Origin of the sequence: Hymenobacter miniatus (assembly GCF_016427455.1) — a bacterium.
GTDB lineage: Bacteria > Bacteroidota > Bacteroidia > Cytophagales > Hymenobacteraceae > Hymenobacter > Hymenobacter armeniacus.
On sequence record NZ_JAELXR010000016.1, the window covers coordinates 24,150 to 48,524 of the forward strand.

At 58.2% G+C, this 24,375-nt stretch carries 22 protein-coding genes and 1 pseudogene; 15 read left to right on the plus strand and 8 right to left on the minus strand.

Going from position 1 to position 24,375, the window contains the following annotated elements:
* The first annotated feature begins 7 nt into the window (after positions 1-7).
* The gene (locus JAO73_RS19665) at positions 8-718 is read left to right on the plus strand and encodes a DUF6577 family protein (protein WP_198978990.1); all 711 of its coding nucleotides are present in this window, start codon (positions 8-10) and stop codon (positions 716-718) included.
* A 60-nt stretch (positions 719-778) separates the two neighbouring features.
* Here JAO73_RS19665 and JAO73_RS19670 read toward each other — a convergent pair whose 3' ends face one another.
* The 3 genes from JAO73_RS19670 to JAO73_RS19680 form a co-directional block, all read right to left on the minus strand.
* The gene (locus JAO73_RS19670; RefSeq protein WP_198978991.1) at positions 779-1,243 is read right to left on the minus strand and encodes a DUF6122 family protein; all 465 of its coding nucleotides are present in this window, start codon (positions 1,241-1,243) and stop codon (positions 779-781) included.
* A gap of 431 nt (positions 1,244-1,674) precedes the next feature.
* The gene (locus tag JAO73_RS19675; RefSeq protein ID WP_198978992.1) at positions 1,675-2,289 is read right to left on the minus strand and encodes a DUF305 domain-containing protein; all 615 of its coding nucleotides are present in this window, start codon (positions 2,287-2,289) and stop codon (positions 1,675-1,677) included.
* Between the two features lie 158 nt (positions 2,290-2,447).
* Positions 2,448-3,074, minus strand: a complete 627-nt coding sequence (locus JAO73_RS19680) for a ferric reductase-like transmembrane domain-containing protein (protein ID WP_198978993.1) — start codon at positions 3,072-3,074, stop codon at positions 2,448-2,450.
* A gap of 828 nt (positions 3,075-3,902) precedes the next feature.
* On the opposite strand from JAO73_RS19680, the gene JAO73_RS19685 reads away from it, so the two are divergent.
* The 6 genes from JAO73_RS19685 to JAO73_RS19710 all read left to right on the plus strand — a co-directional run bounded on the left by JAO73_RS19685 (position 3,903) and on the right by JAO73_RS19710 (position 12,510).
* Positions 3,903-4,862 carry a site-specific integrase gene (locus JAO73_RS19685; protein WP_317191256.1) on the plus strand — a complete coding sequence of 320 codons (960 nt, stop codon included), beginning with the start codon at positions 3,903-3,905 and terminating at the stop codon, positions 4,860-4,862.
* A gap of 76 nt (positions 4,863-4,938) precedes the next feature.
* The gene (locus JAO73_RS19690) at positions 4,939-6,159 is read left to right on the plus strand and encodes a methyltransferase (protein WP_198978994.1); all 1,221 of its coding nucleotides are present in this window, start codon (positions 4,939-4,941) and stop codon (positions 6,157-6,159) included.
* Between the two features lie 60 nt (positions 6,160-6,219).
* A complete protein-coding gene (locus JAO73_RS19695; protein WP_198978995.1) occupies positions 6,220-7,953 on the plus strand; it encodes a hypothetical protein in 1,734 nt (577 codons plus the stop codon).
* Between the two features lie 23 nt (positions 7,954-7,976).
* Positions 7,977-8,813, plus strand: coding sequence for a hypothetical protein (locus JAO73_RS19700; RefSeq protein WP_198978996.1), 837 nt, complete (start codon positions 7,977-7,979; stop codon positions 8,811-8,813).
* Positions 8,814-8,935: 122 nt separating this feature from the next.
* Entirely contained in the window at positions 8,936-11,764 is a 2,829-nt protein-coding gene (locus JAO73_RS19705) for a type I restriction endonuclease subunit R (protein WP_198978997.1), read from the plus strand.
* 11 nt (positions 11,765-11,775) lie between these two features.
* Positions 11,776-12,510, plus strand: coding sequence for a restriction endonuclease subunit S (locus tag JAO73_RS19710; protein WP_198978998.1), 735 nt, complete (start codon positions 11,776-11,778; stop codon positions 12,508-12,510).
* A gap of 30 nt (positions 12,511-12,540) precedes the next feature.
* On the opposite strand, the pseudogene JAO73_RS23530 reads toward JAO73_RS19710, so the two are convergent.
* Positions 12,541-13,194, minus strand: a pseudogene (locus JAO73_RS23530) (recombinase family protein).
* A 442-nt stretch (positions 13,195-13,636) separates the two neighbouring features.
* On the opposite strand from JAO73_RS23530, the gene JAO73_RS19720 reads away from it, so the two are divergent.
* Complete coding sequence (locus JAO73_RS19720) at positions 13,637-13,930, plus strand: putative quinol monooxygenase (RefSeq protein ID WP_019949546.1); 294 nt, start codon at positions 13,637-13,639, stop codon at positions 13,928-13,930.
* 96 nt (positions 13,931-14,026) lie between these two features.
* Entirely contained in the window at positions 14,027-14,908 is an 882-nt protein-coding gene (locus JAO73_RS19725) for a helix-turn-helix domain-containing protein (protein WP_140467141.1), read from the plus strand.
* 206 nt (positions 14,909-15,114) lie between these two features.
* Here JAO73_RS19725 and JAO73_RS19730 read toward each other — a convergent pair whose 3' ends face one another.
* A complete protein-coding gene (locus JAO73_RS19730) occupies positions 15,115-15,657 on the minus strand; it encodes a recombinase family protein (protein WP_198978999.1) in 543 nt (180 codons plus the stop codon).
* A 138-nt stretch (positions 15,658-15,795) separates the two neighbouring features.
* Here JAO73_RS19730 and JAO73_RS19735 point away from each other — a divergent pair, with 138 nt between their 5' ends.
* From JAO73_RS19735 to JAO73_RS19760, 6 genes are all read left to right on the plus strand, one after another.
* On the plus strand, positions 15,796-16,911 hold the full coding sequence (locus JAO73_RS19735; protein ID WP_022821627.1) for a sensor histidine kinase: 1,116 nt from the start codon (positions 15,796-15,798) through the stop codon (positions 16,909-16,911).
* Positions 16,908-17,687, plus strand: a complete 780-nt coding sequence (locus JAO73_RS19740) for a LytR/AlgR family response regulator transcription factor (RefSeq protein ID WP_198979000.1) — start codon at positions 16,908-16,910, stop codon at positions 17,685-17,687. The genes JAO73_RS19735 and JAO73_RS19740 overlap by 4 nt, the downstream gene beginning before the upstream one ends.
* A 129-nt stretch (positions 17,688-17,816) precedes the next feature.
* Entirely contained in the window at positions 17,817-18,260 is a 444-nt protein-coding gene (locus JAO73_RS19745; protein WP_051166806.1) for a DUF305 domain-containing protein, read from the plus strand.
* Between the two features lie 96 nt (positions 18,261-18,356).
* Positions 18,357-19,763 carry a YncE family protein gene (locus JAO73_RS19750; protein WP_198979001.1) on the plus strand — a complete coding sequence of 469 codons (1,407 nt, stop codon included), beginning with the start codon at positions 18,357-18,359 and terminating at the stop codon, positions 19,761-19,763.
* 111 nt (positions 19,764-19,874) lie between these two features.
* Entirely contained in the window at positions 19,875-21,104 is a 1,230-nt protein-coding gene (locus JAO73_RS19755) for a hypothetical protein (RefSeq protein WP_198979002.1), read from the plus strand.
* A 107-nt stretch (positions 21,105-21,211) separates the two neighbouring features.
* Complete coding sequence (locus JAO73_RS19760) at positions 21,212-22,684, plus strand: YncE family protein (RefSeq protein ID WP_198979003.1); 1,473 nt, start codon at positions 21,212-21,214, stop codon at positions 22,682-22,684.
* Between the two features lie 102 nt (positions 22,685-22,786).
* Here the strand turns inward: JAO73_RS19760 and JAO73_RS19765 are convergent, their stop codons facing one another.
* From JAO73_RS19765 to JAO73_RS19775, 3 genes are all read right to left on the minus strand, one after another.
* On the minus strand, positions 22,787-23,068 hold the full coding sequence (locus JAO73_RS19765; protein ID WP_022821621.1) for a YidH family protein: 282 nt from the start codon (positions 23,066-23,068) through the stop codon (positions 22,787-22,789).
* 9 nt (positions 23,069-23,077) lie between these two features.
* Positions 23,078-23,740 carry an MBL fold metallo-hydrolase gene (locus JAO73_RS19770; protein WP_022821620.1) on the minus strand — a complete coding sequence of 221 codons (663 nt, stop codon included), beginning with the start codon at positions 23,738-23,740 and terminating at the stop codon, positions 23,078-23,080.
* An 88-nt stretch (positions 23,741-23,828) separates the two neighbouring features.
* Entirely contained in the window at positions 23,829-24,314 is a 486-nt protein-coding gene (locus JAO73_RS19775) for a hypothetical protein (protein WP_019949215.1), read from the minus strand.
* Positions 24,315-24,375 lie beyond the last annotated feature (61 nt).

Consider the following 24,375-nt stretch of genomic DNA (forward strand, 5'->3'; position numbering starts at 1 on the left):
ACCGCGCATGAAACCAGCCACTGCCCCGATGGACCAAGTGCTGCGGGCGTGGCCCCGGCTGCGCGGCTACTTTCGTGGCCGTAATCAGGTTTCGGAAGGGGAGCTGCTGAACTTTTTCCAGGAGGCGGTGCCCATAGTAACGGCCGATGCCTGGCCGGCGGTCCGGCAGGGATTGCTGCGAAGCCAGCTGCTGAACGAGGCGGGCCCCGGTCTGCTCTCGTTTGAGCCGCCCACCACCGGAGGCTTTCTGAAACCGGTTTTACTGCCCGAGTGGCTGGCCGTGTGGCAGCAGCTGCAGGCCGCGATGGCCTTGCCGCTGGGTTGCCTGTGGTCTACCCGGTGGCTGCAGCCCCTGCTGCCGGTTCTGCCGTCCCTACTGGTGGTGGAAGTGCGCTGGGCCGAGCTTAATCAGGCCGGGCGCGTGCTCGCGGTTTCTTCCCCATCCCCAGACCCAGTGGTGGTACGGGCCTGGCAGCCGCTATCCCCCGTCCGGCAGGTGCGGGGAGTGCCCACGGCGCGCCTGGAAAAAATGCTCGTCGACGCCGCCCTGATTCCTGAACTAGCCCCGGCTACTTCGGATGCCGCCCTCGCGGCAGCATTGTCGGTTCTGCTCGCCCGTCAAGGCTTTAGCCAGCCGGTGCTGCTCCAGTACGCGGCCCGCTGCGGTGCCGAAGCCCGCTGGGCCGCGTTGCTACACGCGGCCACGGCTCCCGACTAAAAGATGCCGACACGTTATTGCGGCATAGCGGAAAGTCGCGGCACCCGCGGGAAGGTCCGTTCACTCGACCACCTCCCGGCCCAGTAGCTTCCGTACCCAGTTGCGCAAGGCATGAATACGGGAACGGAGGTAGCACTCGTGGCAGTGGCTGAAATTCCACAGGCAGTCTATCGTATCCGTAATCAGGTGGAAGAGCAAGCCCACGGCGACCGGTTGTGCTGCCGGCAGCAGCAGCAGCAGCGCATACACCGGGATGGCATAGAAAGAGTGCAGCGGGTGGTACCCAATGCTGCAGCGCAGCGGGTCGAAGAGGGGTTTGGCCAGCAGGTGGTCCACGTCCATGAGCATCGTGGCCAGCATCAGCAGGTAGGCGGCTTGCCACATCCCGGGGAACAACACCAGCGCCAGCACGGCCGGGAACAGAAAGTGCAGGGTGTAATGCACCAGCGTTTGGGCGCTGAATAGTTTGGTGGGGAATTGCCGGCGTAGCCCGCGCAGGGGCGTCGGCTGGGTTGCCCTGCGCACGGTATCTCTGGGCGCTGCGTGGGCATACTTCCCGCTTGGCTCGCCCGTTGGCTCGTGTATCTCCCGGGGCGCGTGGGCCGGCGCGCCTACGACGGGAGGCGGCACATCCGCTTTAATCCGCTGCGGCGGGGTGGTGGGGTGCTCGGGGACGGTGACGGCCGTCGCCGTGTCTGCGCGCGGGGCCCGGGGCGGGTGGTGGTACCCGGCAGAAGCGGGAAAAGAAGGGACAACTGCGGCTGACCGGCACCCGGCAAGCACCAGGACGGCGGCGATGCAAGGATATAGAAAGTAACGGAAAATACGCAATGGGCGCATGGTAAACATTGCCATGGAAGTAGCCATCTGATAGTCCATTTAGCCACTTACCGGTCGCTTGAAACAAAAAAGGCAGCTCCGCAAGAGCTGCCTTTTTACAGAGATTAAAACCCCAATTAGCGGTTGCGGGTCAGCCAGTTTTGCAGGGCGGCAATCTCCTGACGCTGGTCGGTGATGATGTTTTGGGCCAGGGTCTTCGTGGTGTTGTCGCGGCCGTACTGCAGCAAGGCCTCCGAGTTGTCGATGGCAGCTTGGTGATGGTCCACCATGAGCTGGGCGAAATCGTAGTCGGCCCGCATCGTTATGGTGCGTGCGTCACTAGCCTTCATCATCTTATCCATGTTGGTTTTCTGCACGGTGTTAAACTGTGGCACCAAGGGCTGCATGGGCTGGTGGCCAGCGGTGAAGGCGTTGAACTGCCCGATTTCGGCTCGCTGCTTGGTGATGATGTCCTGGGCCGTGGTCTTCATTTCCTGGTTGCTGCCCGTGCGCAGTTCCTCTTCGGCCATCTTGATGGCAGCTTCGTGGTGCATTACCATCTGCGTGGCGTAGTCGTGGTCGGGGTCCTGGGTTTTGACCTGCGTGTCCATCTGGCTCATCATGTCCATCATGATTTTCATGTACGGACTATCATGCTTCATGTCGTCCATGTCGTGGTCCATCTTACAGGCCGTGAACAGAGCGCTGAAGACCAGCAGGGCAAAGAAGGGCAAACGGAATAAACGGTTCATGGGTGGGGAGTAAGTGGAGAAAAAACTTCCTGCCTGATAAACGCCGCCGCATTGCCGTTGGTTTTTACACCTTCCAACCTATTTGCTTGCATAATTTCCCGCTGCCGAAACCACTGGCCGGGCAAATAAAATTCTGGCTTACAGTCGCTTCTGCCTCTCTATGACGCCTTTCTTTGCCATTCGAAACGATTCTTTCGATAGTGGGAGAAGCCCAGGAGCTGGACGACCACCACGGGCAGAATAAGCGCGGCCAGCAACAACGGGTAGGGCAGCTTGCGGCTCTCGATGATTTGGTAGGAAATCCCGTGCACGACCACTAAGCCATAAAACAAGTAGTTCCAGCGCTGCCAGTACTTCCAGCGCGGAGCCTTGAGCCGGCGCAGGGACAGGTCGTTGGACAAGGCCAGCAGCATTACCAAAATCAGGCCGCCGGCCAGCCCCACGTAGTTGGCAAACCCAAACAGGTCGGCCCGCAGCGACAACGCCTTAGTGGCTTTGTCTTCCTCGAAGAAGTAGAGCAGCATGTTGCCCATGTGCACCTGCCAGCCAATGGCCACGTGCGCTAGGCCCACGAGGCCGCTCCAGATGCCGATGTCGCGGCGCAGGTCGGTGGAAACGGGGTTGCGCTGGCGACGCAACACATTGAGCGGGCCGGTGAGCAAGGTGGCCCCCAGCAGCAAGAGGGAAACATAAGCCGTGCTCATGCTCCACTTGTACTTGACGTCGGGGGATTCTACCGCGTAGTACAGCCCGCCGAGCAGCAGCAGGCTGAGCAGACCCAGCACCAGATGGTGATAAAATCTGCGTGACGCACGAAAGTCTAGCATAGATGGACGGGACTGAATTGACCGGAGTAAAGTGAGCAAGGCGAAGCTGAAACCGTAAGGTACTCGGCTACCGCAAATGCTGACTTATGGCTTCATTTGCTAGATTCCCCTCCGGCCTCTTTAAGCTTCATGGATTATTTGTCTGATATACAACAATTTATAAGCAAAATTGTCACATTCGGCATTGTGTTCACTTCGTGTATCCAGCCTTGGCGTACACGAAGTTTAACTGTGGAATGCTTTCATTTAGCTAAATAAAATGCTGCCTACTGCTCTAATAGGCACTTTTTAGGCAAGGACGTAGAATTTACAAGGGCGTGTAAAAGGATAGAAATGGTACGTCAACGTGCGGAATGCTCGCCCGAACTGCTCTCCTCTAATCGCCAATAGTAGCCCCAGTGGCTTAAAACGCTTACCATTTCTATCCTGTCAACCTAAGCCGGCCGTTTTGGCTTACCATTTCTATCCTTTCGGGAATCTAGTCGGGCGCTACGTGCCATTGCCATCCTTTCTGTTCGCGCCTCCGGGACTTCACCAACTGACTGGAGAGTCCTGCTGTAGCAGTCTCCGGTAAATATTTTAAGTTATGATAACCTTCACTTATGATGTCTAAAGGATACTAAGCGCATCACCTTAGCTTGTCATATAATAGGTATCGATAAGGAAGTCTTAACACTACCTATGTTTTTCAAATAAGGTATGATAAGTCTTAGTTATCATACCTTATTTACTACTTTTGAGAACCGCCCATTTCCTGCGTTTCTAATCCTTATTATATAGGCTGCTGTGAGCTCCGTTCCTGCCGTTACCACTTCGCCCACCTCCGCCGGCCTGGCGCACCTGACCGAGCACACGTCTCGGTATGTGGAAGCCGGCCTACAAGGCGCTCCCAACACGGCCCGGGCCTACGCCGGGGACTGGCGCCGCTTCACCGAATGGTGCACCGCGCACGGACAGGTCGCGCTGCCGGCTTCGGTGGAGACGCTCGCGGGCTTTGTGACCCATCTGGCCGAAGCCGGCAAAAAGGTATCGACTATTCAGCGTAGCTGCGCGGCCATCAGCAAGGCCCACGCGCTGCGCGACCTGGCCTCGCCTACGGACGACAAGAAGTTCAAGGTACTCCTGGAAGGCATCAGCCGACTGAAGGGTGTCCGGCAAAAGCAGGCTCCGGCTTTTTCCCTGGCCAGCTTCAAGCGCATCATCAAGCACCTCGATGCTTCGACACCAGCAGGCTTGCGCGATAAGGTCATCCTGCTGCTGGGCTTTACCGGCGCCTTCCGGCGGTCGGAGCTGTCGGCGCTGGACTTGGACGACTTGACGTTCTCCGAGGACGGACTCACCATCAACCTGAAACGCAGCAAGACTAACCAGCTGGGGGAAGCAGAAGAAAAGGCCATTTTCTATTCGCCGGACCCCGCCCTATGCCCGATTCGCACGCTGCAGGCTTGGCTACGGCTTTTGGAACGCATGTCGGGACCCATTCTGGTCTCATTCCGCAAGGGCAGCAGGCTTACCGACCGCCGCCTGACTGACGTGCACCTTAACAAAATCGTGCAGCGGCACCTGGGCCCTAAGTTTACGGCCCACTCCCTAAGGGCTTCCTTTGTGACAGTAGCCAAGCTCAACGGGGCGGATGATAGCGAGGTCATGAACCAAACCAAGCACAAGACGAGCGAGATGATACGGCGCTATACCCGCCTGGACAATGTGCGCCAGCACAACGCGGCACAGAAGTTAGGACTTTAAACCATAGACAAGTTGTATCTTGCCTAGCATTGTAGAATAGCGGGACCGCCTTAGTTTCGTGCAATAAATTAGATGAATGACTCCTGCTTCAAAAGCACTAGACCAGTATTTTACTCCGCCTAAGCTTGCTGCCGAGCTTATTGAGGCTGTCACAATTGAGAATCCATTACTAGTTGGAGATTTTGCTGCAGGGGATGGGGAACTGCTAAAAGCGGCTATTAAAAGATGGCCTGATACACAATGCGTTGCCATTGACATTGACCACCATGTCATCGAGTTGCTCACAGAGAATCAGCCAAGTTGGCTCGTTGCTTGCGCGGATTTTCTTGACAATGATGAAAGACAAAATTTGACGGTGCTTAAAGAGCGCGAAAAGTCTTTCCCATTAATAATTTTAAACCCGCCCTTTTCTTGCAGGGGTGGCACCATGCGATGGACTAATATAGGCGGCACAAAAACCCACTGTAGCCCTGCATTAGCATTCATCGTCTCTGCCGCAGCTTATTTACAAGAAGGCGGACAGCTAGTGGCAATTGTTCCTTATGGCCTTATTCAAGGCGAAAAGGACGAAATTGCTCGAGACTTGCTCAGAAGGTATTATGGATTTGAAGTAATTGAAACCTACGCAAATGGAGGGTTCGCAAAGTGTTCGCCACGTACAGCAATAATAAGACTCACAGCAGGTTACTCGACTTACCACAAGCCTGATGTATCAAGCAGTCCTTTAAAGCGCATTTTTAAAGCTGATTCAAGTACTGTAAGTATACAAAGGGGACGCATACCAAACAATAATCCGAATATAGAAAATACACAAAACGGATTACCGTTTATCCATACTACTAACTTACAGAACAATAAAATTGTAGGACTATTCAGGTTTGCTGGCAATAACCTAGAGAGATTTAGGGGGCCAGGCATATTGTTACCAAGGGTAGGCAGGCCTAAAGTTGAGAAAATTGTTCTATTAGAAAGCGAAAGTGAATTTGTGATATCAGAATGCCTTTTTATGATTGAGTGTGTCTCTAAAAATGATGCGTACTTAGTTTACAGATGTTTGATTGATAATTGGGCTTCTTTCAAAGAAAGTCATGGAGGAACTTGTGCAACTTTTATTACTATACAGTCTCTAAGCGTCTTTTTAGAAAATACTGGGTTTACTGTACTCGGTAAAAAAGCCTCTGTTAGAACTTATACATACGCCAGCTCAGATGGTCCTGTAAAGAAAGCGGTAGGCTCTTTTAACTCAAATACCAATAAGCCATTGAATGCTGAATCATTATTTCACATCCAGCTCTAGCATATATACCAAGTCACACCCTAAGACAATTATTTAATCGTCTTTTTACTCTTCAATAAAATGCCAGAAGCAAACGAACCAACTTCCCTATTCGAGGAAAAGGAATTTGAGGAAAGGTCGGACTATATTGATGAAACGGACCTAGAGATATGGAACGTCGAAAATGAACATTTTGCTTTCATACAGCAGAAGCTTCTTTCAACTGGAACGAAGCTTCTTGTTGGTCCAAGGGGCACTGGCAAAACGCATCAGATGAAGATTGTTCATCTAAAATGCATTAAGGATGCCAACAAGCCTTTATCCGTTTTTGTATCTTTTAGCAAATATTATCACTTAGAACCTTTTTTAACAAAAGTCCCAAATGCAATTCAGATTTTTCACACTTGGGTATTGAGCAAAATCCTTCAAGGCTGTTTTACAGCTGCTGAAGAATTTGGTATTGACCTTTCCTTATTTAAGTTAAATAATTCATATTTAGTAAAGGCTGATATTGATGCCTTTGTTGAAAAAGCAGAAAAACTAAGAGCCTCTCAGTTACATGATGATGCACTTATTTCGCTATTAAGCATATCCAAGGTTACTAATACACTTGAAAATCTAGCGAGTACTCTGAAAAGGTCAAGAGTTGTGTTAATGCTAGATGATGCAGCTTTGTCATTAACTCCTGAATATTTAGTGGAGTTTTTCGATATTGTACGTAGCCTTAAAACGAAAACAATCAGCCCAAAAGCATCTGTTTACCCAGGCACAACTCAATATGGGCCACGTTTCCATGTGGGTCATGACGCAGAGATGGTTCAATGTTGGCTAAGTATTGAGAGCGATACATATTCAACCTTTATGGACAGTCTCATTGAAAAGAGGTTTGTTCAATATAAAGAAGGTGTTAATACTGAGGTATTAGAACTTTTTAAGTACGCTTCATTTGGAGTACCGCGTGCTTTTATCAGTTTGCTGAGAAATTACAAGGCAAATTCCAATAAAAACACCCAATCAAAGTACAATGCTGTAATTGAACAGCAAGCCAAATTCATAGACAGTGAGTATTTATCAATTGCTCAAAAGCTGGTTCAATATAAAAAAGTCATAGAAACGGGCAATAGACTTTTTAAGAATATAGTAAATTCAATAAAAGAAGACAATAAAAACCTAGTCGACTCAAAGAACATATTGATAGGCATATCTTCCGAAAGTATATCAAATCATAAACTGGCTGACAGAATGCTCCGCTTTCTAATCGAAGCTGGTTTATTGTATGAGGATGTTTCCGTTAAACATGGTTTAGAAGGAACAGGAGAGGCAAGGGAATACCGTCGGTATATACCGCATATTTTATTTCTTATTCAGAACAGATCATTCTCGCAAGGCCACGGGACCAGCTATGCAGACATCTTATTCAAAATCAGGGCAAAGTCACGTAGACAACCTTTGAGACGCGTGCTTAACAGTTTACTTAGTCCTGAAGAATTAAACGGTCTTTCGCTGGACTTACCTCCGTGCCAGTCATGTAATACTCTTCGGTTAACGAATGAGCAAAGATTCTGTCACAATTGTGGGAAAGAATTGATAAATCAGTCAGCTTTCGAAGCATGCCTAAAAATAAGTGTTGATAGCTTACCACTCACTGATTGGCAAAAAGAAAAAGTGAAAGGGATTCATCTGAATACTGTTCGTGACTTTATGTCCTTACAAGACCCAGCAACTGAGTTAAGAAAAATTCCCCAAGTAGGTGAGGTTCGTTCTAATCGCATTTACAAGGAAGTAATACAAATCGTTGATGAATTTTTGGCGTAATGAGCGGAATCACATCACTTCCTATGACTGCAAACTCAGTCATCACTGGTATTGTAGCTTACGATTTACAAAATGCAATTGACCAGACATATATTGAAAAGTCATCATCACCAATTGATAATTTTGTTTCTAACACAGTAGAAATCAATAAGTTATTTGTCTCTACCCCATCGCAAGTTTTAGGCAACTTAATTATATTAGGTTACGTGTCTGCAATAGAAAGTTACTTTCGCGAAATATTTCGTAGGCTAATTATAACTGATGAGCTATCGCGTTTAAATTGTGAGAAAAAGCCTGTTACGTACGGAGCAGTTCTTTATCACGACAATAATATGCTGCCTGAAGCTCTCTTTGAAGACTTGTCTTTTGCAGGGAGACATAACATTTTAACTTCAATTAAAACCTTCCTGAATGTAAATGTCCAAGAGTCAGCCTTGCCGGCTGACTTATCCGATAATCTAAACCAACTCAGTGAAATATGTGAACTTAGACATTGTATCGTCCACAGGTTTGGGAAATTCGGCTCTAAAAACGCGATTGCCCTAGGGCTATCAAAGTATGCTAATTATTTTGAAAAGCCTATAAAATGCGACTTTAACACATTGCAACAGATGGTTGCCATATGTAGCAATACAGTCAAAATAACTAATAATTTGTTGTTCGAAAGAATAATGAATCGTTTGATAGTTGACGCAGGCAGAAAAAATCTAACTCCAATATGGACTTGGGATTATGAAACTGACAAACTATTGTTTTCGAAGTACTTTAAAATCTTTTATTCAAAATTGAGCCCGCCAAGTACAGCTCTTACTGCAAAAAAGCAATACGAGCTTTACAAAACTTATTATAATAGCATCTAATGCAACCATCTACCAGTACCCTAACTGAAGCGTTATTGGTACTAGATAGTTGGCAAACGACCTTGTGCAAGGATTAGCTTGGCGAAACCCTTACTTTCGCTTTCTGGTCTCTGCCACATTTCATGCTCACCCCCGAACAGCACGCTCGCCAGCTCATCGATGCCCAACTTGCCCTTGCCGGCTGGCTTGTGCAGGACTATAAACAACTGAATCTAGGGGCTGCTATCGGCATTGCTGTACGTGAATATCCCACAGCCTCCGGGCCAGCGGACTACGCCCTGCTGGTCGACCGCAAGCTTGTGGGCATTGTCGAGGCGAAGAAAGAAGGCTCTTCCCTCACGGCCGTGGCCGAGCAGACGGCCCGCTACCAAGCCAGCGCCACCAAGCATGCCCAGCGGGTGGCCGAGCAGCTGCCCTTCGGCTACGAGGCCAACGGCCAGGAAATCCGCTTTGCCGACGCCCGCGACCCCGAGCCACGCTCCCGGCCGGTGTTTGGCTTCCACCGGCCCGAGACCCTGCGCGCGTGGACCCGGCAGTTGGGCGGCACGTTGCGGGCACGGCTGCGCACCCTGCCGGCCGTGACCACCGCCGGGCTGCGTGACTGCCAGATTGAGGCCTTGCGCAACCTCGACGTGAGCCTGAAGGACGACCGGCCTCGGGCGCTGATTCAGATGGCCACGGGCTCGGGCAAGACCTTTACGGCGGTATCATTCATCTACCGGCTCATCAAGTTTGCAGGGGCCAAGCGCATCCTGTTTCTGGTGGACCGGGGCAACCTGGGGCGGCAGACCCTGCAGGAGTTCCAGCAGTACACGGCCCCGGACGACGGGCGCAAGTTCACGGAGCTCTACAACGTGCAGCACCTGACGAGCAACCAGCTCGACACGGTGAGCAAGGTCACCATCACCACCATCCAGCGGCTGTACTCGATGCTGCGGGGCGAGGTCGAGTTCGACGCGGGCAACGAGGAGCGGTCAGGCTTTGAGCTGAACGCCGAGGCGCCGCAGCGGCCCCGCGAGGTGGCCTACAACCCGGCCCTGCCGCCCGAGGGGTACGACTTCGTGGTGATTGACGAGTGCCACCGCTCCATCTACAACGTGTGGCAGCAGGTGCTCGAGTACTTCGACGCCCACCTCATCGGCCTGACGGCCACGCCGGCCAAGCAGACTTTTGGCTTCTTCAACCAGAACCTGGTGATGGAGTACAGCCACGAGCGCGCCGTGGTGGACGGCGTGAACGTGGGCTCCGACGTGTTCCGCATCGAGACGGAAATCACGGCGCAGGGCTCGCGGGTGGAAAAGGGCAGCGCCGTGAAGCGCATGGAGCGCCAAACCCGCAAGCGTCGCTGGGAAACGCTCGACGACGACCTGGTGTACTCTGGCACGCAGCTCGACCGCTCGGTGACGGCCCCCGACCAGATTCGGACGGTGCTCACGAAGTGGAAATCCAGCTTGTTTACGGAGCTATTTCCGGGGCGCGAAATCGTGCCCAAGACCTTGGTGTTCGCCAAGAGCGACCACCACGCCGACGAAATCGTGGAGCTGGTGCGTGAGCTGTTTGGCAAGGGGAATGACTTTTGCAAGAAAATCACCTACGGCTCCGACGAGAATGCCGACACGCTGATTCGCAAGTTCCGCAACGAGTACAACCCGCGGGTGGCCGTGACGGTGGACATGATTTCGACCGGTACCGACATCAAGCCCCTGGAGTGCCTGCTCTTCCTGCGCGACGTGCGCAGCCGGGTGTACTTCGACCAGATGAAGGGCCGCGGCACCCGCGTCATCAGCCCCACCGACCTGGAGACGGTGACCAGCGACGCGGGCACCAAGACCCGCTTCGTGATTGTGGACGCGGTGGGCGTGACCGACTCGGTGAAGAAGGACACCGAAAGCGTGGAGCGCCTCGGCGGCCTGGGCTTCGAGAAGCTGCTGCACGCCGTGGCTCAGGGCAACCACGACCCGGCCCAGCTGCGCAGCCTGGCCACCCGCCTGGCCCGCCTCGACCGCCAGCTCACGCCCGACGACCGCGCCGCCGTGCAGGCCCAGGCCGGCGGGGCCACCGTGCAGCAGCTCGCCGCCCGGCTCTACGACGCCGTGGACCCCGTGCGGCAGGAAGCCGAGGCCCAGCGCGTGGCCGCCACCGAAGCCGCCGCGGCCGGCCTGCCCGCCCCCGGCGAACCGGGCAGCGCCCTGGCCGAGCCCTCCGACGCCCACTGGCAGCAGGCCGTGGAGGCCCTCACCGAGCGGGCCGTGCACCTGTTCGACGACCCGGCCCTGCGCACGCTGCTCACCAAGGTGCACGCCCAGCACGACCTCATCATCGACCTGGTTAGCCAGGACCGGGTGGTGGCGGCGGGCTTCGAGAGCCGCACCTCGCCCGAGGCCGCGCAGGAGGCCCTGGCCCGGCAGCGGGTGGACAAGTTCCAGGCCTTCATCGAGGCGCACAAGGACGAAATCACGGCGCTGCAGCTGTTGCACAACCAGCCCTACGCGCGCCGGGCCGTGACCTTTGCCCAGATTCGGGAGCTGGCCCTGGCCCTGCGCCTCGACCACCCGGAGCTGACGCCCGAGGGCATCTGGGCGGCCTACGAGCAGCTGGAAAAGGCGCGGGTGCGCGGCGCCGGCCCCAAAACCCTGCTCACCAACCTCATCAGCCTCGTGCGCTTTGCCCTGCGTCAGACCGAGACGCTGACGGCCTACCCGCTGGGCGTGGACGAGCGGTTTGGGGCGTGGCTGGCGGCGCAGCAGCAGGCCGGCCGCACGTTCTCGGCCGAGCAGCAGCGCTGGCTCACGATGATGAAGGAGAAGGTGGCCACCTCCCTGAGCGTGGAGGCCGAAGACTTTACCTTGCCGCCCTTCGTGGACCAGGGCGGCTACGCCCGCGCCCGGCAGGTGTTCGGGGCGGAGTTGAATCAGTTGGTCGCCGAATTAAACGAGGCCCTGGCCGCGTAGAAACGTAAGAAATGGAAGAGCAGCAGGAGTTACCGCAGGGTTGGGTTTGGACTACCGTGTCGCAGTTGGGGAAGGTGAGCGGGGGGCTTACTAAGAATGCAAAACGTGGGCTGCACGAGTTGCAGCTTCCCTACCTCCGCGTTGCGAACGTTCAAGCAAATGAACTTCGACTGGATGACATCGAAACGATTGGCATATATCCAGGCGAACTGCCCCGAACGTTACTCGAAAAAGGCGACCTACTGGTAGTAGAGGGAAATGGCAGCCCGGATCAAATTGGCCGCGTTGCTATTTGGAATGGGAGCATTACGCCATGCTTACACCAAAATCACCTAATAAAGGTGCGGCTGAGATTCCCAGAGCATGGTAGTTATGTGCTTCATTGGCTTTTGTCAAAAAATGGCCGCGATAACATCCGCCAGGTGGCTAGCTCAACCTCAGGCCTCTACACGTTGAGCATATCTAAGATTGAAGCACTACCAGTGCCGTTTGCGCCCCTGCCCGAGCAACGGCGCATCGTGGAGAAGCTGGAGGAGCTGTTCAGCAAGCTGGATGCGGGCGTGGCGGCCGTGCGCCGCACCCAGGCCCTGCTGAAGCGTTACCGCCAGTCGGTACTGCACGCCGCCGTCACGGGCGAGCTCACCCGCGCCTGGCGCGAAGCCCACCCTGCCCCCGCCGAAACCGGCGCCACCCTGCTGGCCCGCATCCGCGCCGAGCGCCGGGCGCAGTGGGAAGGGTGTTGTTAAACAAATAGGGTAAAACCTCCGAGTCCATGGCTAAAAGGGGTTCTTCTTCCCAAAGGGCGGATTTACACGGTAAGCACTTTTTAGCTTCTGGGCGTAATTGTAGACGGTGCCATAGGCCAGGTCTAACTGCTTGATGACTTGATTCATGGATAAGCCATTGCGCAGAAGCTGCGCAATGGCCTCCTGCTTAGACTGGGCCAGTGGCGGCCGGGCCACATGCTTGCCCTGGGCTTTGGCCCGGGCCATGCCGGCGCGCACGCGCTGGCTGATGAGCGTGCTCTCAAACAGGGCCAGCGAAGCCATGACGTGGAACACCAACTCGCCCGTGGGCGTGGTGGTGTCGATATTTTCCTGGTAGGAGACGAAGTCCACCCCTAGGCTCTGGAATTCCTTCGGCGCGTTGACCAGCGCCTGGGTCGAGCGGGCAAAGCGGTCGTAGCGCCGGACCAGCACCGCGTCGAGCTACCGGTTCTTGGCCGCCGCCATCATCCGTTTGTACTGAGTTCATTCCTCGCTGGTACCCGAGGCCTAGTCCACGTATTCATCGACAACGGCAAAGCCGCGTCGCTGGGCGTACTCGCGCAGGGGGCGCAGCTGCGTCTCCGGGGCCTGCCCTTTGTCGAGGGTGGAGACGCGGGCATAGAGCGCCACGCGGGTGGGCTGGTCGGTCGGGTTGGCGGGCATCGGAGGTTATCAAAAAGGAGTTCCTTGTTGATAGGCAGCACGCACCCGCTCTACAGCGTAGAATCAGTCTTTCTCAGGCAGTACTATAACCCTCTTTGATAACCGGGCTTAGCGTGTAAATCCGCCCTTTTGGCAAAAGAACCCCAGAATTCTCAAGGCAGCTCAGCAACTACGTAGAATAGTTACTGAGCATAGATGAACGGCCTGCTCATGTTCTTTTCTAGCCTGGCTCGAAGCCTCAAGCCCTTCACGTTTTGCATCGTGCCGAGTTCTGCAACAGCCACTGCACCATTCGGGGCCAGTTAAACCAGGATACACGAGCTCACATACTGGTTTGAAGCGGCCATGGTCTTTTTGTCCAGCCACTAGTTGCGTCCGTCCATGTTAATCCTTTCAGAGAGGCAGCACCTTTGTTATATCAATTTACCTAACCCCCACTTCCATGAAGAATGTAGGATTGCTGGTCCGGCTCGAAGCGAAGCCCGGTAAAGAGCAGGCAGTACTCGATTTTTTGACGGGCGCTCTGCCCCTGGCTCAGCAAGAGCCGGCTACCATAACCTGGTATGCTATTCAGCTGGCGCCGGCCACCTTCGGTATCTTTGATACCTTTCCGGATGAAGCAGGCCGGCAGGCGCATCTGAACGGCCCTATTGCCGCTGCGTTGATGGCCCATGCGGCCGACTTGCTGGCCGTGCCGCCTGTCATTGAACAAGTAGCTATCTTGGCTGCCAAATAATTACCAGCCCCTAAAGCGACCTATGCCTGGGCATAGGTCGCTTTAGGGGCTGGCGGGCAGTTAGTCCGGTTGGCTAGCTGCTATTCTTCTCACGCGATGGCGATTGACTGTCTCCTGCTAACTCATCCGCACACGGGTGAATTAGCGTTTCGAAGCTACTCCTTTAGCGACGACACCCCGTTTAATTACTTACAACGCAATAATTATTACTCCCTCATTCTGCTTACGCAGGGCAGCGGCGAGATACGCGCCAACTTTGCCACCTACCTGTTTGCTGGCAGTACGCTGTGTTGTTTTGGCCCTTACCAACCTTACACTATCCAAGCCAGCACCGCTGTAGCGGGCCTGGTCCTGGATTTTCATGCCGACTTTTTCTGCATCTACCGGCATCAGCAGGAGGTAGCTAGCAATGGCATCTTGTTCAACACAATTTTTGAGCCGCCCTTCTTCCCGGTTACAACAGAGGCGGTGCGTGAATTTGCCGCCCTGGCAGCTGTGATGCAAGAGGAAGTACGGCGTCAAGAGGTAGCACAACAAGAGTCCATCGTATTATATCTGAAGCTCTTTTTGCTGAAAGCTATCCGTATTCGTACTGCACAGCCCGCGTTAGGCACCGAGCAGAACCCGTCTGGCCGGGAGCCCTGGCTCCTGCAGCAACTTCAAGATGCCATTAATACGCACTACCGCCACCTGCACACGGCCGGGGAGTATGCCGACCTGTTACGAGTTCCCGCCCGAAGCCTAACGCGCCTAGTCAAGTCCCATTATCAGAAGACGCTCAGCCAACTCATCACGGAGCGAATCATTATGGAGGCCAAGCGCGAACTGTACCTAACCAGTCAATCCGTCAAGGCTATCGCCTTCGCGCTGGGCTTCGGGGATGAATACTATTTCAGCCGCTTCTTCAAGAAAAATACGGCCGTATCGCCGCAGTTTTTTCGTGAATCAGTTGGGTTCGCAAAAGCAGAAGAAAGCTAGCGCTGTTGAGCTGCCAGCGGTTGGCTGGAGAAATCGTTTTTCTCAACCAGACCGCAGGCTTTCTTCTATAGGCTGCTGGCTCCCAAAGAGACCCCATACGGCGCATAGTATATAAAAAATATAATTATATAGGTAATTTAGGTGTTTTTGAACAAATAGGGTAAAACCTCCGAGTCGTCCGGTTAGGGGGCGGCATTTTGGCTCGGTTACCGCTGCAGTTTGGCTAGGTAGTTTTTCAGGGAGAGGTACTTGCCGTACTTCAGGTGCACGTCCACGATGGTGGTGAGCGGTACGCCCAGCGCGTGCAGGTGCAGAATCCGCTCGCGGTCGGCGTCGTACATGGAGGGCTGCACCACCCCCTTGGGCTTGCCCAGCACGATGCCCTGCTCGCGCCGCGCCCGCAAGCCTTCCTTCGTGCGCTCGGAAACGAAGTCCCGCTCCAGCTCGGCCAGCATGGCGAAAATGGTGAGCAGGATTTTGTGGGTCATGTCGCGGTGATTCTGCGGGTCCAGGTCCAGGCCCTGCTTGACCAGAATCAGCCGGCACCGCTTCTGGTGAATCAACTCTTCAATCAGGCCCAGCACTTCGCGCAGCGAGCGGCCCAGCCGGGAGAGCTCGGAGACGATGACCGTATCGCCGGCAGCAACCTTGGCCTTGGTTAAAAGTTTGGTACAAAGGTTAAACAGGCTAGTGAGAATTGTCTGACTCTCGGTGGGAGGCCCGCGCCTGCTACGGCTAACCTTTTTCACAAACTTCCCGTGCGCTTAGCCCCGGCGGGGTAATCGAGCTCGCCCAATACCGGCCCGAAGGCCCATTGGCCCGCCAAAAAGGCCATTCTGAATGCCAGGACGGCGCGGTGGCGGTGGGTTTCGCTACCTTTAAAGCGCATGAGCACGACCGCAGGGCCCTTGAAAACGCCGCAGAAGACCCCGCCCCTGGTGAGCGGCGCCACCATTGCCCTGGCGTGGCTGCTGTTCAGCGGGTTCATGGTGCTGCTGATTTTCGTGCAGAACCTCTCGGCCGGTACGCCCACCGACTGGCGCGAGGCCCTGGGCGGGCGCCTGCTGCACGGCCTGATTTGGGGGCTGCTCACGCCGGTGGTGTTTGCCCTGGCGGCCCGCTTCAACCTCCTCGAGAGCCGCCACCGGCTGCGGCACCTGCTGGCCCACGCGGCGGCCAGCTACGTCCTCACGCTTGCTTACCGCCTCGTGTACGCCGCCGTGATGCACGGCAGCGGGGCCGTGCCGGGCCGGGTTTCCCTCGCCGAGGTCGTGGCCAACGCCAACAGCTGGGTGCCCATTTACTGGATGCTGCTCTGCATCGCCTACGCCGTGCAGTACCGCGAGCGGTACCGCGAAGGCCGGGTGCGGGCCGCCCAGCTCGAAACCCAGCTGGTGCAGGCCCAGCTGCAGGCCCTGAAAATGCAGCTCCAGCCGCACTTTCTCTTCAATTCCATGAACGCCGTCTCGGCCCTGATGAGCCAGGACGTGAAGGCCGCCCGGCGCATGCTGGCCCAGCTCAGCCAGTTTCTGCGGCTGGTGCTGGAAGGTACCGACGAGCAGGAAGTGACCCTGGAACAGGAGCTGCGCCTCACCCGGCTCTACTTGGAAATCGAGCAAACCCGCTTCCCTGACCGGCTGGCCGTGCGCTACAATATTGCCCCCGATACCGAAGGGGCGCTGCTGCCCGCCCTGCTACTGCAGCCAGTGGTGGAAAACGCCGTGCGCCACGGCCTGGCGCCCCGCGCCGGGGCCGGCGAGCTGGCCGTGCGGGCCGAAAAACAGGGCGACCGGCTGCTGCTGCAAGTGCAGGACAACGGCCGGGGCGCGGCCGACACCGCCGCGCGGGGCATCGGCCTGCGCAACCTGGAAAGCCGGCTGGCCACGCTCTACGGCCCGGACTATGCCCTGGCGGTGGAGTCGGCCCCGGCGTGCGGCTACTGCCTGCGCTTGTCCATCCCGTTCCGGCGGGCGGTGGCCGGCGTTACCCCAGAGCCCGCATGAGCCCCATCCGCACGCTGCTGGTCGACGACGAGCCCCTGGCGCGCAGCCTGCTGCGCGAACTGTTGGCCGATTTTCCGGCGCTGGCCGTAACGGGCGAAGCCGCCAACGGCACCGAGGCCCTCACCGCCCTGCACACCGGCGCATACGACGTCGTTTTCCTTGATGTGCAGCTGCCTGACCTTGATGGCGTGCAGGTGCTGCGGCGGCTGCAGGCGGCCGGCCAGCCGCTCCCGCTGGTGGTGTTCGTGACGGCCTACGACCAGTACGCGGTGCAGGCCTTCGCCCTGCACGCCGTCGATTACCTGCTCAAACCGCTGGACCCCGACCGGTTTGCCGACTGCGTAGGCCGGGTGCAGCAGCAGCTGGCGCTGCGCCAGGACCAGGCCCGCGTCCCCGAGCTGGAGGCCCTGCTGCACAGCTGGACCGCCCCGGCGGCCGACTACCAGGACCAGTTTCTGGTGAAGCTGCCCGAGCGCAGCTTCTTCGTGCCGGCCGCCGAGGTGTGCTACTTCGAAGCCACCGGCAACGGCGTGCTGCTGCACGCGGCCGGCAGGCACTACCCGCTGCGCACGGCCCTGGGCCAGTTGGCCGAGCGGCTCGACCCGGCCGTGTTCCTGCGCATTCACCGCTCGTGCATCGTCAACCCGGCCCACATCGTGGATTTTAAGCATTGGTCGCACGGCGAGTACCTGTTTCGCATGGCCAACGGGCAGCACGTCACCTCCTCGCGCAGCTACAGCGCCGGGGTGCAGCAGCTGCTCAAGCGCTTCGCCTGAGCCGGGCCGGGCCGCAAAAGGCCGGTTCACCCCGGAATAGGTCCAGTTGGCCCGTGTCGGGCGTTCATCTTCTGGAGTTGCCCGTTAGCGCACCAGCCCCCCGCTCATGAGGTGGCAACGGCGCACGACATGACCAAACCCTTCCTCTTTTTACTAGCACTCACCTTCATCGGAGCCCTGACAGCCCACGCCCAACATAACCCGGCGGGCACGAAACCGATGCCGGGCATGGCCGGGATGGCCGGCATGCACATGAACCACGGCATGGCCGCCCCGGGCACCCCGGTCGCCGCCTTCCAGCACGGCATGGATTCGGTGATGGTGGTGATGGACGAGGGCATGCGCCGCATGACCGGCGCCAACCCCAACGACATCGACGCCAGCTTCGCGGCCATGATGCTGCCCCACCACCAGGGTGCCGTGGACATGGCCCGCCTGCAACTGCTATACGGCAAAGACCCGGCCCTGCGCCGCCTCGCCCAAAGCATCATCGCCGAGCAGCAGGTCGAGATTCAGCAGATGGCCGCCTGGCTGAAGCAGCATCCGGTGGCGAGCCAGAGTTCTGGCAAATAGCGCCCAATCAATCAGAACCGTCATGCTTCGACTACGGCTGCGCTCCTGGCTTGATGCGCCACATGCTCAGCATGACGTTCTTTTCCCCAATCCCAAATGAAATTTCCCCTTCTCCCCGGCCTGCTGCTTATTACCAGCGCCGCCGCGGCCCAGGCCGTGAGCCACCGCGACCGGGTGTACACCGCCGACCAGATTTCCAACACCGTTTCGGTCATCGACCCCGTCGACAACAAGCTGCTGGGCCAGATTGTGCTGGGCAAGCCGCAGCCCGATTTGCTGTCGGCGCTCTACAAAGGGCAGGCGCTGGTGCACGGCCTGGGCGCTTCGCCCGACCACAAATTGCTGGCCGTGGTGTCGGTGGGCTCCAATAACGTCACGTTCATCGAGACGGCTACGAATGCCATCCGGGGCAGCGTGTACGTGGGCCGCGCCCCGCACGAGGCCACGTTCCGGCCCGACGGCAAGGAGGCCTGGATAACGGTGCGCGGCGAGGACTACCTCTCCGTCATCGACGTGGCCACATTGCGCGAAACCCGCCGCGTGCCCGTGCCCAACGGCCCCGGCCAGATTGCCTTCAGCCCCGACGGCAAGCGCGCCTTCGTGTGTTCCAGCTTCTCGCCCGAGCTGGCGGTGGTGGACGTGGCCACCTACAAAGTCATCAAAAAGGTCCCCGTGGTGAGCCCCTTCTCGCCCAATATCTTCCCCACCAAAGACGGCCAGCAAATCTGGTTCACGCACAAGGACGTGGGCAAGGTGTCGGTGCTGGATACCAAGACGCTCACCATCAGCGGCGTGCTGACGACCGGCCCCATCTCCAACCACGTGGCCACGGTGGACGTGGCCGCCGGCAAGCTGGCCTACGTGACGGTGGGCGGCGAGGACGTGGTGAAGGTGTACAGCCGCGCCCCGGGTTTTAAGCAGTTGGCCACCATTCCGGTGGGGGCGCTGCCGCACGGCATCTGGCCCTCGGGCGACGGCAGCCGGGTGTACGTGGGCCTGGAAAACGGCGACTCGGCCGTGGCCATCAGCACCGCGAGCAATAAAGTGCTGGCCAAAATAAAAGTCGGGCAGGCCCCGATGGCCCTGATGTACGTGCCCAACGCCGTGCCGGCCGGCGCGGCCGGCGCCACCGGCCTGGGCCGGCAACTGGTGGACCAGCCCGCCATCGTCCGCACCCTGAAGCCGCCCACCGCCGGCCCCGCCACCGGCACCATGACCCTGCGCTCGGAAGGGCTGGTGGATTTGGCCACTTTCGCCCTGCGCGGCCTGACGCCCAACACCGACTACGACATCTTCCTGACCAGCGGCACCAAGGCACCCTACCCCCGCGACTACGCCCTGACCACCGTGCGCACCGACGCCAAAGGCGGGGCCATGGGCCAGGCGCTGGGGCCGGTGCAGCGCATCGCGGGCGGGGATTTGAATACATCCGGCAAAACGTTTTCGCGGGTAATCGTCGCGCCCAAAGCCGCTGACAGCGAACCCGTTTTGGTGGCCGAATAGTCCGCCTTTGGACGGCCACCCAAAGGCCATTAATGGCCGCCGGGACAACCATTCCTGCTGCAATGCCGAGCTAATCTAAACTGAATTCACTTGTAACCACAACCCTACAACATGCAAGCCATTTTCAATCAACACACTGGCATCAGCTCGCGGGCGCAGTCGCTCAAACGGTTTCTGCTGCCGGTGGCGGCGTGTGCGCTGCTGCTCGGCGGCTGCAAGAAAGACAACGAGGCCATCGCCGACACCAGCGCGCCACCGGTGATCAACATCGTCTCGCCGGTGGAGGGCGCGACCATCATGCCCGGCGGGCGGCTGGGCAACGCCACCACGGCCGACTACAACGGCACGGGCTTCGCCATCAACCTGGAAATCGTGACCAAGGACACCGTCACCATCCCCACCAAGGAAAGCCTCAACATCCGCAACACCGCCGCCCTGGACCAGCCCAACGTGAACCTGCCCGGCTTCACGGCCAGCCTCGACGTGGACCTGATTAAGCCCGACGGCGGCACCATCCCCAAGGGAACCAACCTGGCCTCGCTCTTCAACATTGCGGGCACCGACGACACGCCCGGCCCCGGCGTGACCACCTGGGTGAGCTGGCACGTGCTGGAGTCGGTGGCGGCCGGTACTACCAGCTGCACGCTGACTACTTCGGTAACGGACCGCGCCGGCCGCAAGGTCACGGCCACCCGCTTGCTGAAGGTAGGCCCCGGACCCAACGGGGCCCTCAGCGGTGAGGCCCTGACGCCCGCCCCCAAACCCATCACTTACGGCACGGTGGACAACCCCGACGGCCCCACGGTGACCATGATTGCCCCGCGCACCCCCTCCAGCATCAGCCCCGGCATCCAGACGGCGGGTGTGCTGCCGGCCCCGCCCACCAGCGGCGCGCTGTTTTTCATCCAGGTGTCGGCGCTCGATAAGTCGCGCAACGGCATCAACGTGGCCGAAAACGGGGACGGTGCCTTCGGCAAGCCCGCCGCTGACCGCGGCACGATTGAAGACAAGACGCAATCCAACGCCGGCGTGAACCGCTACGTGCCGGGCCTGAAAGTCACCTTCGACGTGCCCCTGCTCCAGCCCAACGGCAACGTGATTCCGGCCGGCGGCAACCTGGCCCCGGTGTTCAACACAGCCGGCAGCGAGCTGGACCCGAGCGGCTTCGTGCGCACCACCTTCGGCTGGAGCGTGGGCGGCACCCTGCAGCTGGGCGGCAAAACCAGCGTCACCATCAAAGCCGCCGTAACCGACGCGGCGGGCAAAACCGGCAGCGCCACCCAGGTGGTGCAAATCAGCCCCGTGGCCAACGGCCAGCTGCTGACCCCGGCCCCGCGCTAAGGCCCTGAATTTTAGGCCGTAGCCCCGTAACGGCCCGAAGGCTGGCCCGTTTCACGACGAGCCAGCCTTCATTTTTTAGCATCCCTTCCACTCCATTTTATTTTTCCATGCGCATTCCTAACTTCTCCACTTTCGCCCTCGCGGCCACCCTGCTGCTCGGGGCCTGCTCGAAAAATAACGATGAGGATGCCCAGCCCGACATGGTAGTGCCGGCCGACCCCGGCCCTCAAGCGCCCAGCGCCAGCGACCGGGTGTACACGTCCGACCAGTCGTCGAACACGGTGTCGGTGCATGACCCGAACACCAACCAGCTGCTGGGCGTGATTCGCCTGGGTAAAGGGCGGCCCCAGTTCCTGAGCCCGCTCTACGACCGGGAAACCAACGTGCACGGCATGGGCGTCTCGCCCGACGGCAAGACGCTGGGCGTCATTGCTACCCTTACCAACGCGGTGGTGTTCATCGACCTGGCCACCAACGCCATTAAGAACACCGTGTATGTGGACCGTAATCCCCACGAGGGCTTTTTCACGCCCGACGGCAAGCAGTTCTGGGTGACGGTACGCGGGGCCGACTACGTAACGGTGATTGACGTGGAGAAAATGCAGGCCGTGAAAAACATCAAGACTGCGCCGGGCCCCGGCATGGTGGTGTTCCGGCCTGACGGCAAGGTGGCCTTTGTGGACCACTCCTTCACGGCCGAGCTGGATGTGGTGGATGTGAAAACCCGCGAAGTAATAGCGCGCGTACCGGTGGTGAGCAAGTTTTCCCCTAACCTGGCCGTAACGGCCGACGGCCAGCAGGTATGGCTTACGCACAAGGACGTGGGCAAGGTGACGGTGGTGAATGCCCAGACCTACGCCGTGGAGGGCGTGATTGACACCGGCCCCGGCACCAACCACGTGAACCTGGCCGGCCCCGGCGGTGGCACCCGCTTCAGCGGCGCGGCGGCCGGCGACTTTGCCTACGTAACCGTGGGCGGCGAAAACGCGGTGAAGGTATACACCCGCCAACGCCAGTTGGTGGCCACCATTCCGGTGGGCCCCAATCCGCACGGCGTGTGGCCCAATGGCGACGGCAGCAAGGTGTACGTAGGCCTGGAATACGGCGACGCGCTGGTGAGCATCGATACCAAAACCAATACCAAGCTGAGCGAAACTCCCAGTGGCCAGGACCCGAACGCCATCATTTACGTGGTGAAGGCCGGCGGTGGCAGTCCCGGCACCGGCAACCTGGAAGCCTTTGTGCCAGTCGCGCCCGTTAACCTGCGCCTGGTACCCGTCGGTACGCAGCCGGTACCCGGGGTAGGCGGCGTGGCCGTTATCCGGCCGGTAGAAGACGTGGACGAGTTGATTCTGGCTCTCAAGCGGCTGGCCCCGAACACGAACTACACCTTATACTTATCGGACAATAAAACCGCGCTGGTAGCCCCGGAACCGGTTATCGCCTTCAAAACCGATGCCGAGGGCGCGGTCGAAGTCAACGCCTACTACCAGATTCGGCTGCGGCTGGCGGGGCGCTTTGCCGTGGTGGTGCTCGGCGACAAGAACCCGGCCGGCGCGGTCACGCTCACGCAGCCGTAAGCCGGCTGCTGACCAAAAAGGCCCCTGGTGCATGACGCATCAGGGGCCTTTTTTATGGGTGCAAACGCTTTTGCCTCGGGTAGCACCGGGGGTGTTTGTTGCTCAACTACCGCCGCCAGCCGGGAGCTGGCAGGTCGCCAGCTCCCGGCGGTGCGCCCGAAAGCGCAGCAGCCCTACCGCCAGCACCAATCCCGCCACGGCCAGCGCGGAGTACCCCAACCGGCCGCCCCGCTCGGGGTGAAATTGAAGGAGCGCCAACCCGAAGCCCACCAGTGCCAGGCTGGTGCGCACGTAGGTGAGCAAGGTCCGCTCATTGGCCAGCCGGGTCCGTTGCAGGGCCAGCCGGTCCGACAGGGTGAGGGGGTTGGTGGGGGTAAGCGGCATGGGGGTGGGCTACGTGAGGGTAATGGCCGCGCCCGGTTCGGCCAGCCGGTGAAACGTGATGCCGTGCTTCTCAAAGTACGGCCCGTAGTTCTCGTAGCGCTGCTGCACGAAGAAGGGCTTGATGTAGCCGTCGTGCACTGGCAGAATCTGCTGCGGTCGCATTTTCAGGGCGAAATCGGCCACCACGAGCTCCGTGAGAAAAGGCGCGGTGATGGGCAGAATGAGCAGCTCCACGCCCGCGAAGGGGAGCAGATTATGGGCAAAAGAGTCGGCCGGGTTCAGCACCTTGCCATTCACCAGCCAGGCTGTCATCTGTGGCAAGGGGCTGTCGAGAATGGCCTCGTGCTGCACCGGCAGGGCGTGCAGCTGAAACGCGCCCAACTCCAGGGGGCCTTCCTCGTGGATTTGCACGGCCAGGCCGTGCTTTTTCAATTCGGCCGCCACTTCACGATTGGAAATGATGACGGCCTGGTGCAGGGCCACGATTTTCTTTAGCGCCACCACATCAAGGTGGTCGGGGTGGTCGTGGGTAATGAGGACGACCGAGACGTCCTTAAAAACCTCCGGTTGCACCAGGCCTTCGTTGAAGGAAAACTTGCCGGGGTCGAAGAGAATTTGTTGGCCATCCAGCTCAAACAGCAGGCAGGAATGGATGTACTTGGTGATTTTCATGACCAGACTTAAATAGTGGGGCAGGACGGAAATGCGCGCCGAGAAGAGCGGAAATTTAACTAGCAAACGCTTACGGAAACCAGCGCTGCTAGACCCCTGCCGCCTCCTGCTGCTGGCGCAGGTACGCATACAGCCCGCCCAGCACCAGCCCGAACACCGCGTTGGCAACAAAAAAGTACGCCATGCCGCCGGCCGTCAGCACGTGCCCGCCCGCCAAGCCCTGCCCCAGCAGCGGCAGCACCACGAAGCCGTTGAGGACCCAGGGCAGCAGCGAAAACAGGCCGCCTTTTACCCAGCCATTGCCCGGCAGCCGGGGTTCGAACACCAGCACGTACAGCCCCACCATGCCCAGCCCCGTGAGGTAATGAAACAGCAGCTTGAAGCCCTCGGCTTTGACCACGGGCAGCAGCCCGGCCGGCAACACCGGCGTGGTATGCAGCAGCACAAGCTTGAGCAGGCCACCGCTTTCGGCGTTGACGGCCATCAGCGGGGCCGCTTTCAGCACCAGAGTATTGGCGGTGATGGCGACCACGCCGGCCAGCAGCCCCAGGTACAGGCGGGGGTGTTTTTTCATGGGAGGGAGCAGAAAGGAAATAGGACAGGCAATGGGGGAGTATACGGCCACCCACGCGGCA

Bases quoted from the DNA above. Each gene is read 5' to 3' on its own strand.
- JAO73_RS19665 (WP_198978990.1), top strand. From the start codon at position 8: ATGAAACCAGCCACTGCCCCGATGGACCAAGTGCTGCGGGCGTGGCCC.
- JAO73_RS19675 (WP_198978992.1), bottom strand. From the start codon at position 2,289: ATGAACCGTTTATTCCGTTTGCCCTTCTTTGCCCTGCTGGTCTTCAGC.
- JAO73_RS19690 (WP_198978994.1), top strand. From the start codon at position 4,939: ATGACTCCTGCTTCAAAAGCACTAGACCAGTATTTTACTCCGCCTAAG.
- JAO73_RS19695 (WP_198978995.1), top strand. From the start codon at position 6,220: ATGCCAGAAGCAAACGAACCAACTTCCCTATTCGAGGAAAAGGAATTT.
- JAO73_RS19700 (WP_198978996.1), top strand. From the start codon at position 7,977: ATGACTGCAAACTCAGTCATCACTGGTATTGTAGCTTACGATTTACAA.
- JAO73_RS19705 (WP_198978997.1), top strand. From the start codon at position 8,936: ATGCTCACCCCCGAACAGCACGCTCGCCAGCTCATCGATGCCCAACTT.
- JAO73_RS19710 (WP_198978998.1), top strand. From the start codon at position 11,776: ATGGAAGAGCAGCAGGAGTTACCGCAGGGTTGGGTTTGGACTACCGTG.
- JAO73_RS19720 (WP_019949546.1), top strand. From the start codon at position 13,637: ATGAAGAATGTAGGATTGCTGGTCCGGCTCGAAGCGAAGCCCGGTAAA.
- JAO73_RS19725 (WP_140467141.1), top strand. From the start codon at position 14,027: ATGGCGATTGACTGTCTCCTGCTAACTCATCCGCACACGGGTGAATTA.
- JAO73_RS19735 (WP_022821627.1), top strand. From the start codon at position 15,796: ATGAGCACGACCGCAGGGCCCTTGAAAACGCCGCAGAAGACCCCGCCC.
- JAO73_RS19740 (WP_198979000.1), top strand. From the start codon at position 16,908: ATGAGCCCCATCCGCACGCTGCTGGTCGACGACGAGCCCCTGGCGCGC.
- JAO73_RS19745 (WP_051166806.1), top strand. From the start codon at position 17,817: ATGACCAAACCCTTCCTCTTTTTACTAGCACTCACCTTCATCGGAGCC.
- JAO73_RS19750 (WP_198979001.1), top strand. From the start codon at position 18,357: ATGAAATTTCCCCTTCTCCCCGGCCTGCTGCTTATTACCAGCGCCGCC.
- JAO73_RS19755 (WP_198979002.1), top strand. From the start codon at position 19,875: ATGCAAGCCATTTTCAATCAACACACTGGCATCAGCTCGCGGGCGCAG.
- JAO73_RS19760 (WP_198979003.1), top strand. From the start codon at position 21,212: ATGCGCATTCCTAACTTCTCCACTTTCGCCCTCGCGGCCACCCTGCTG.
- JAO73_RS19765 (WP_022821621.1), bottom strand. From the start codon at position 23,068: ATGCCGCTTACCCCCACCAACCCCCTCACCCTGTCGGACCGGCTGGCC.
- JAO73_RS19770 (WP_022821620.1), bottom strand. From the start codon at position 23,740: ATGAAAATCACCAAGTACATCCATTCCTGCCTGCTGTTTGAGCTGGAT.
- JAO73_RS19775 (WP_019949215.1), bottom strand. From the start codon at position 24,314: ATGAAAAAACACCCCCGCCTGTACCTGGGGCTGCTGGCCGGCGTGGTC.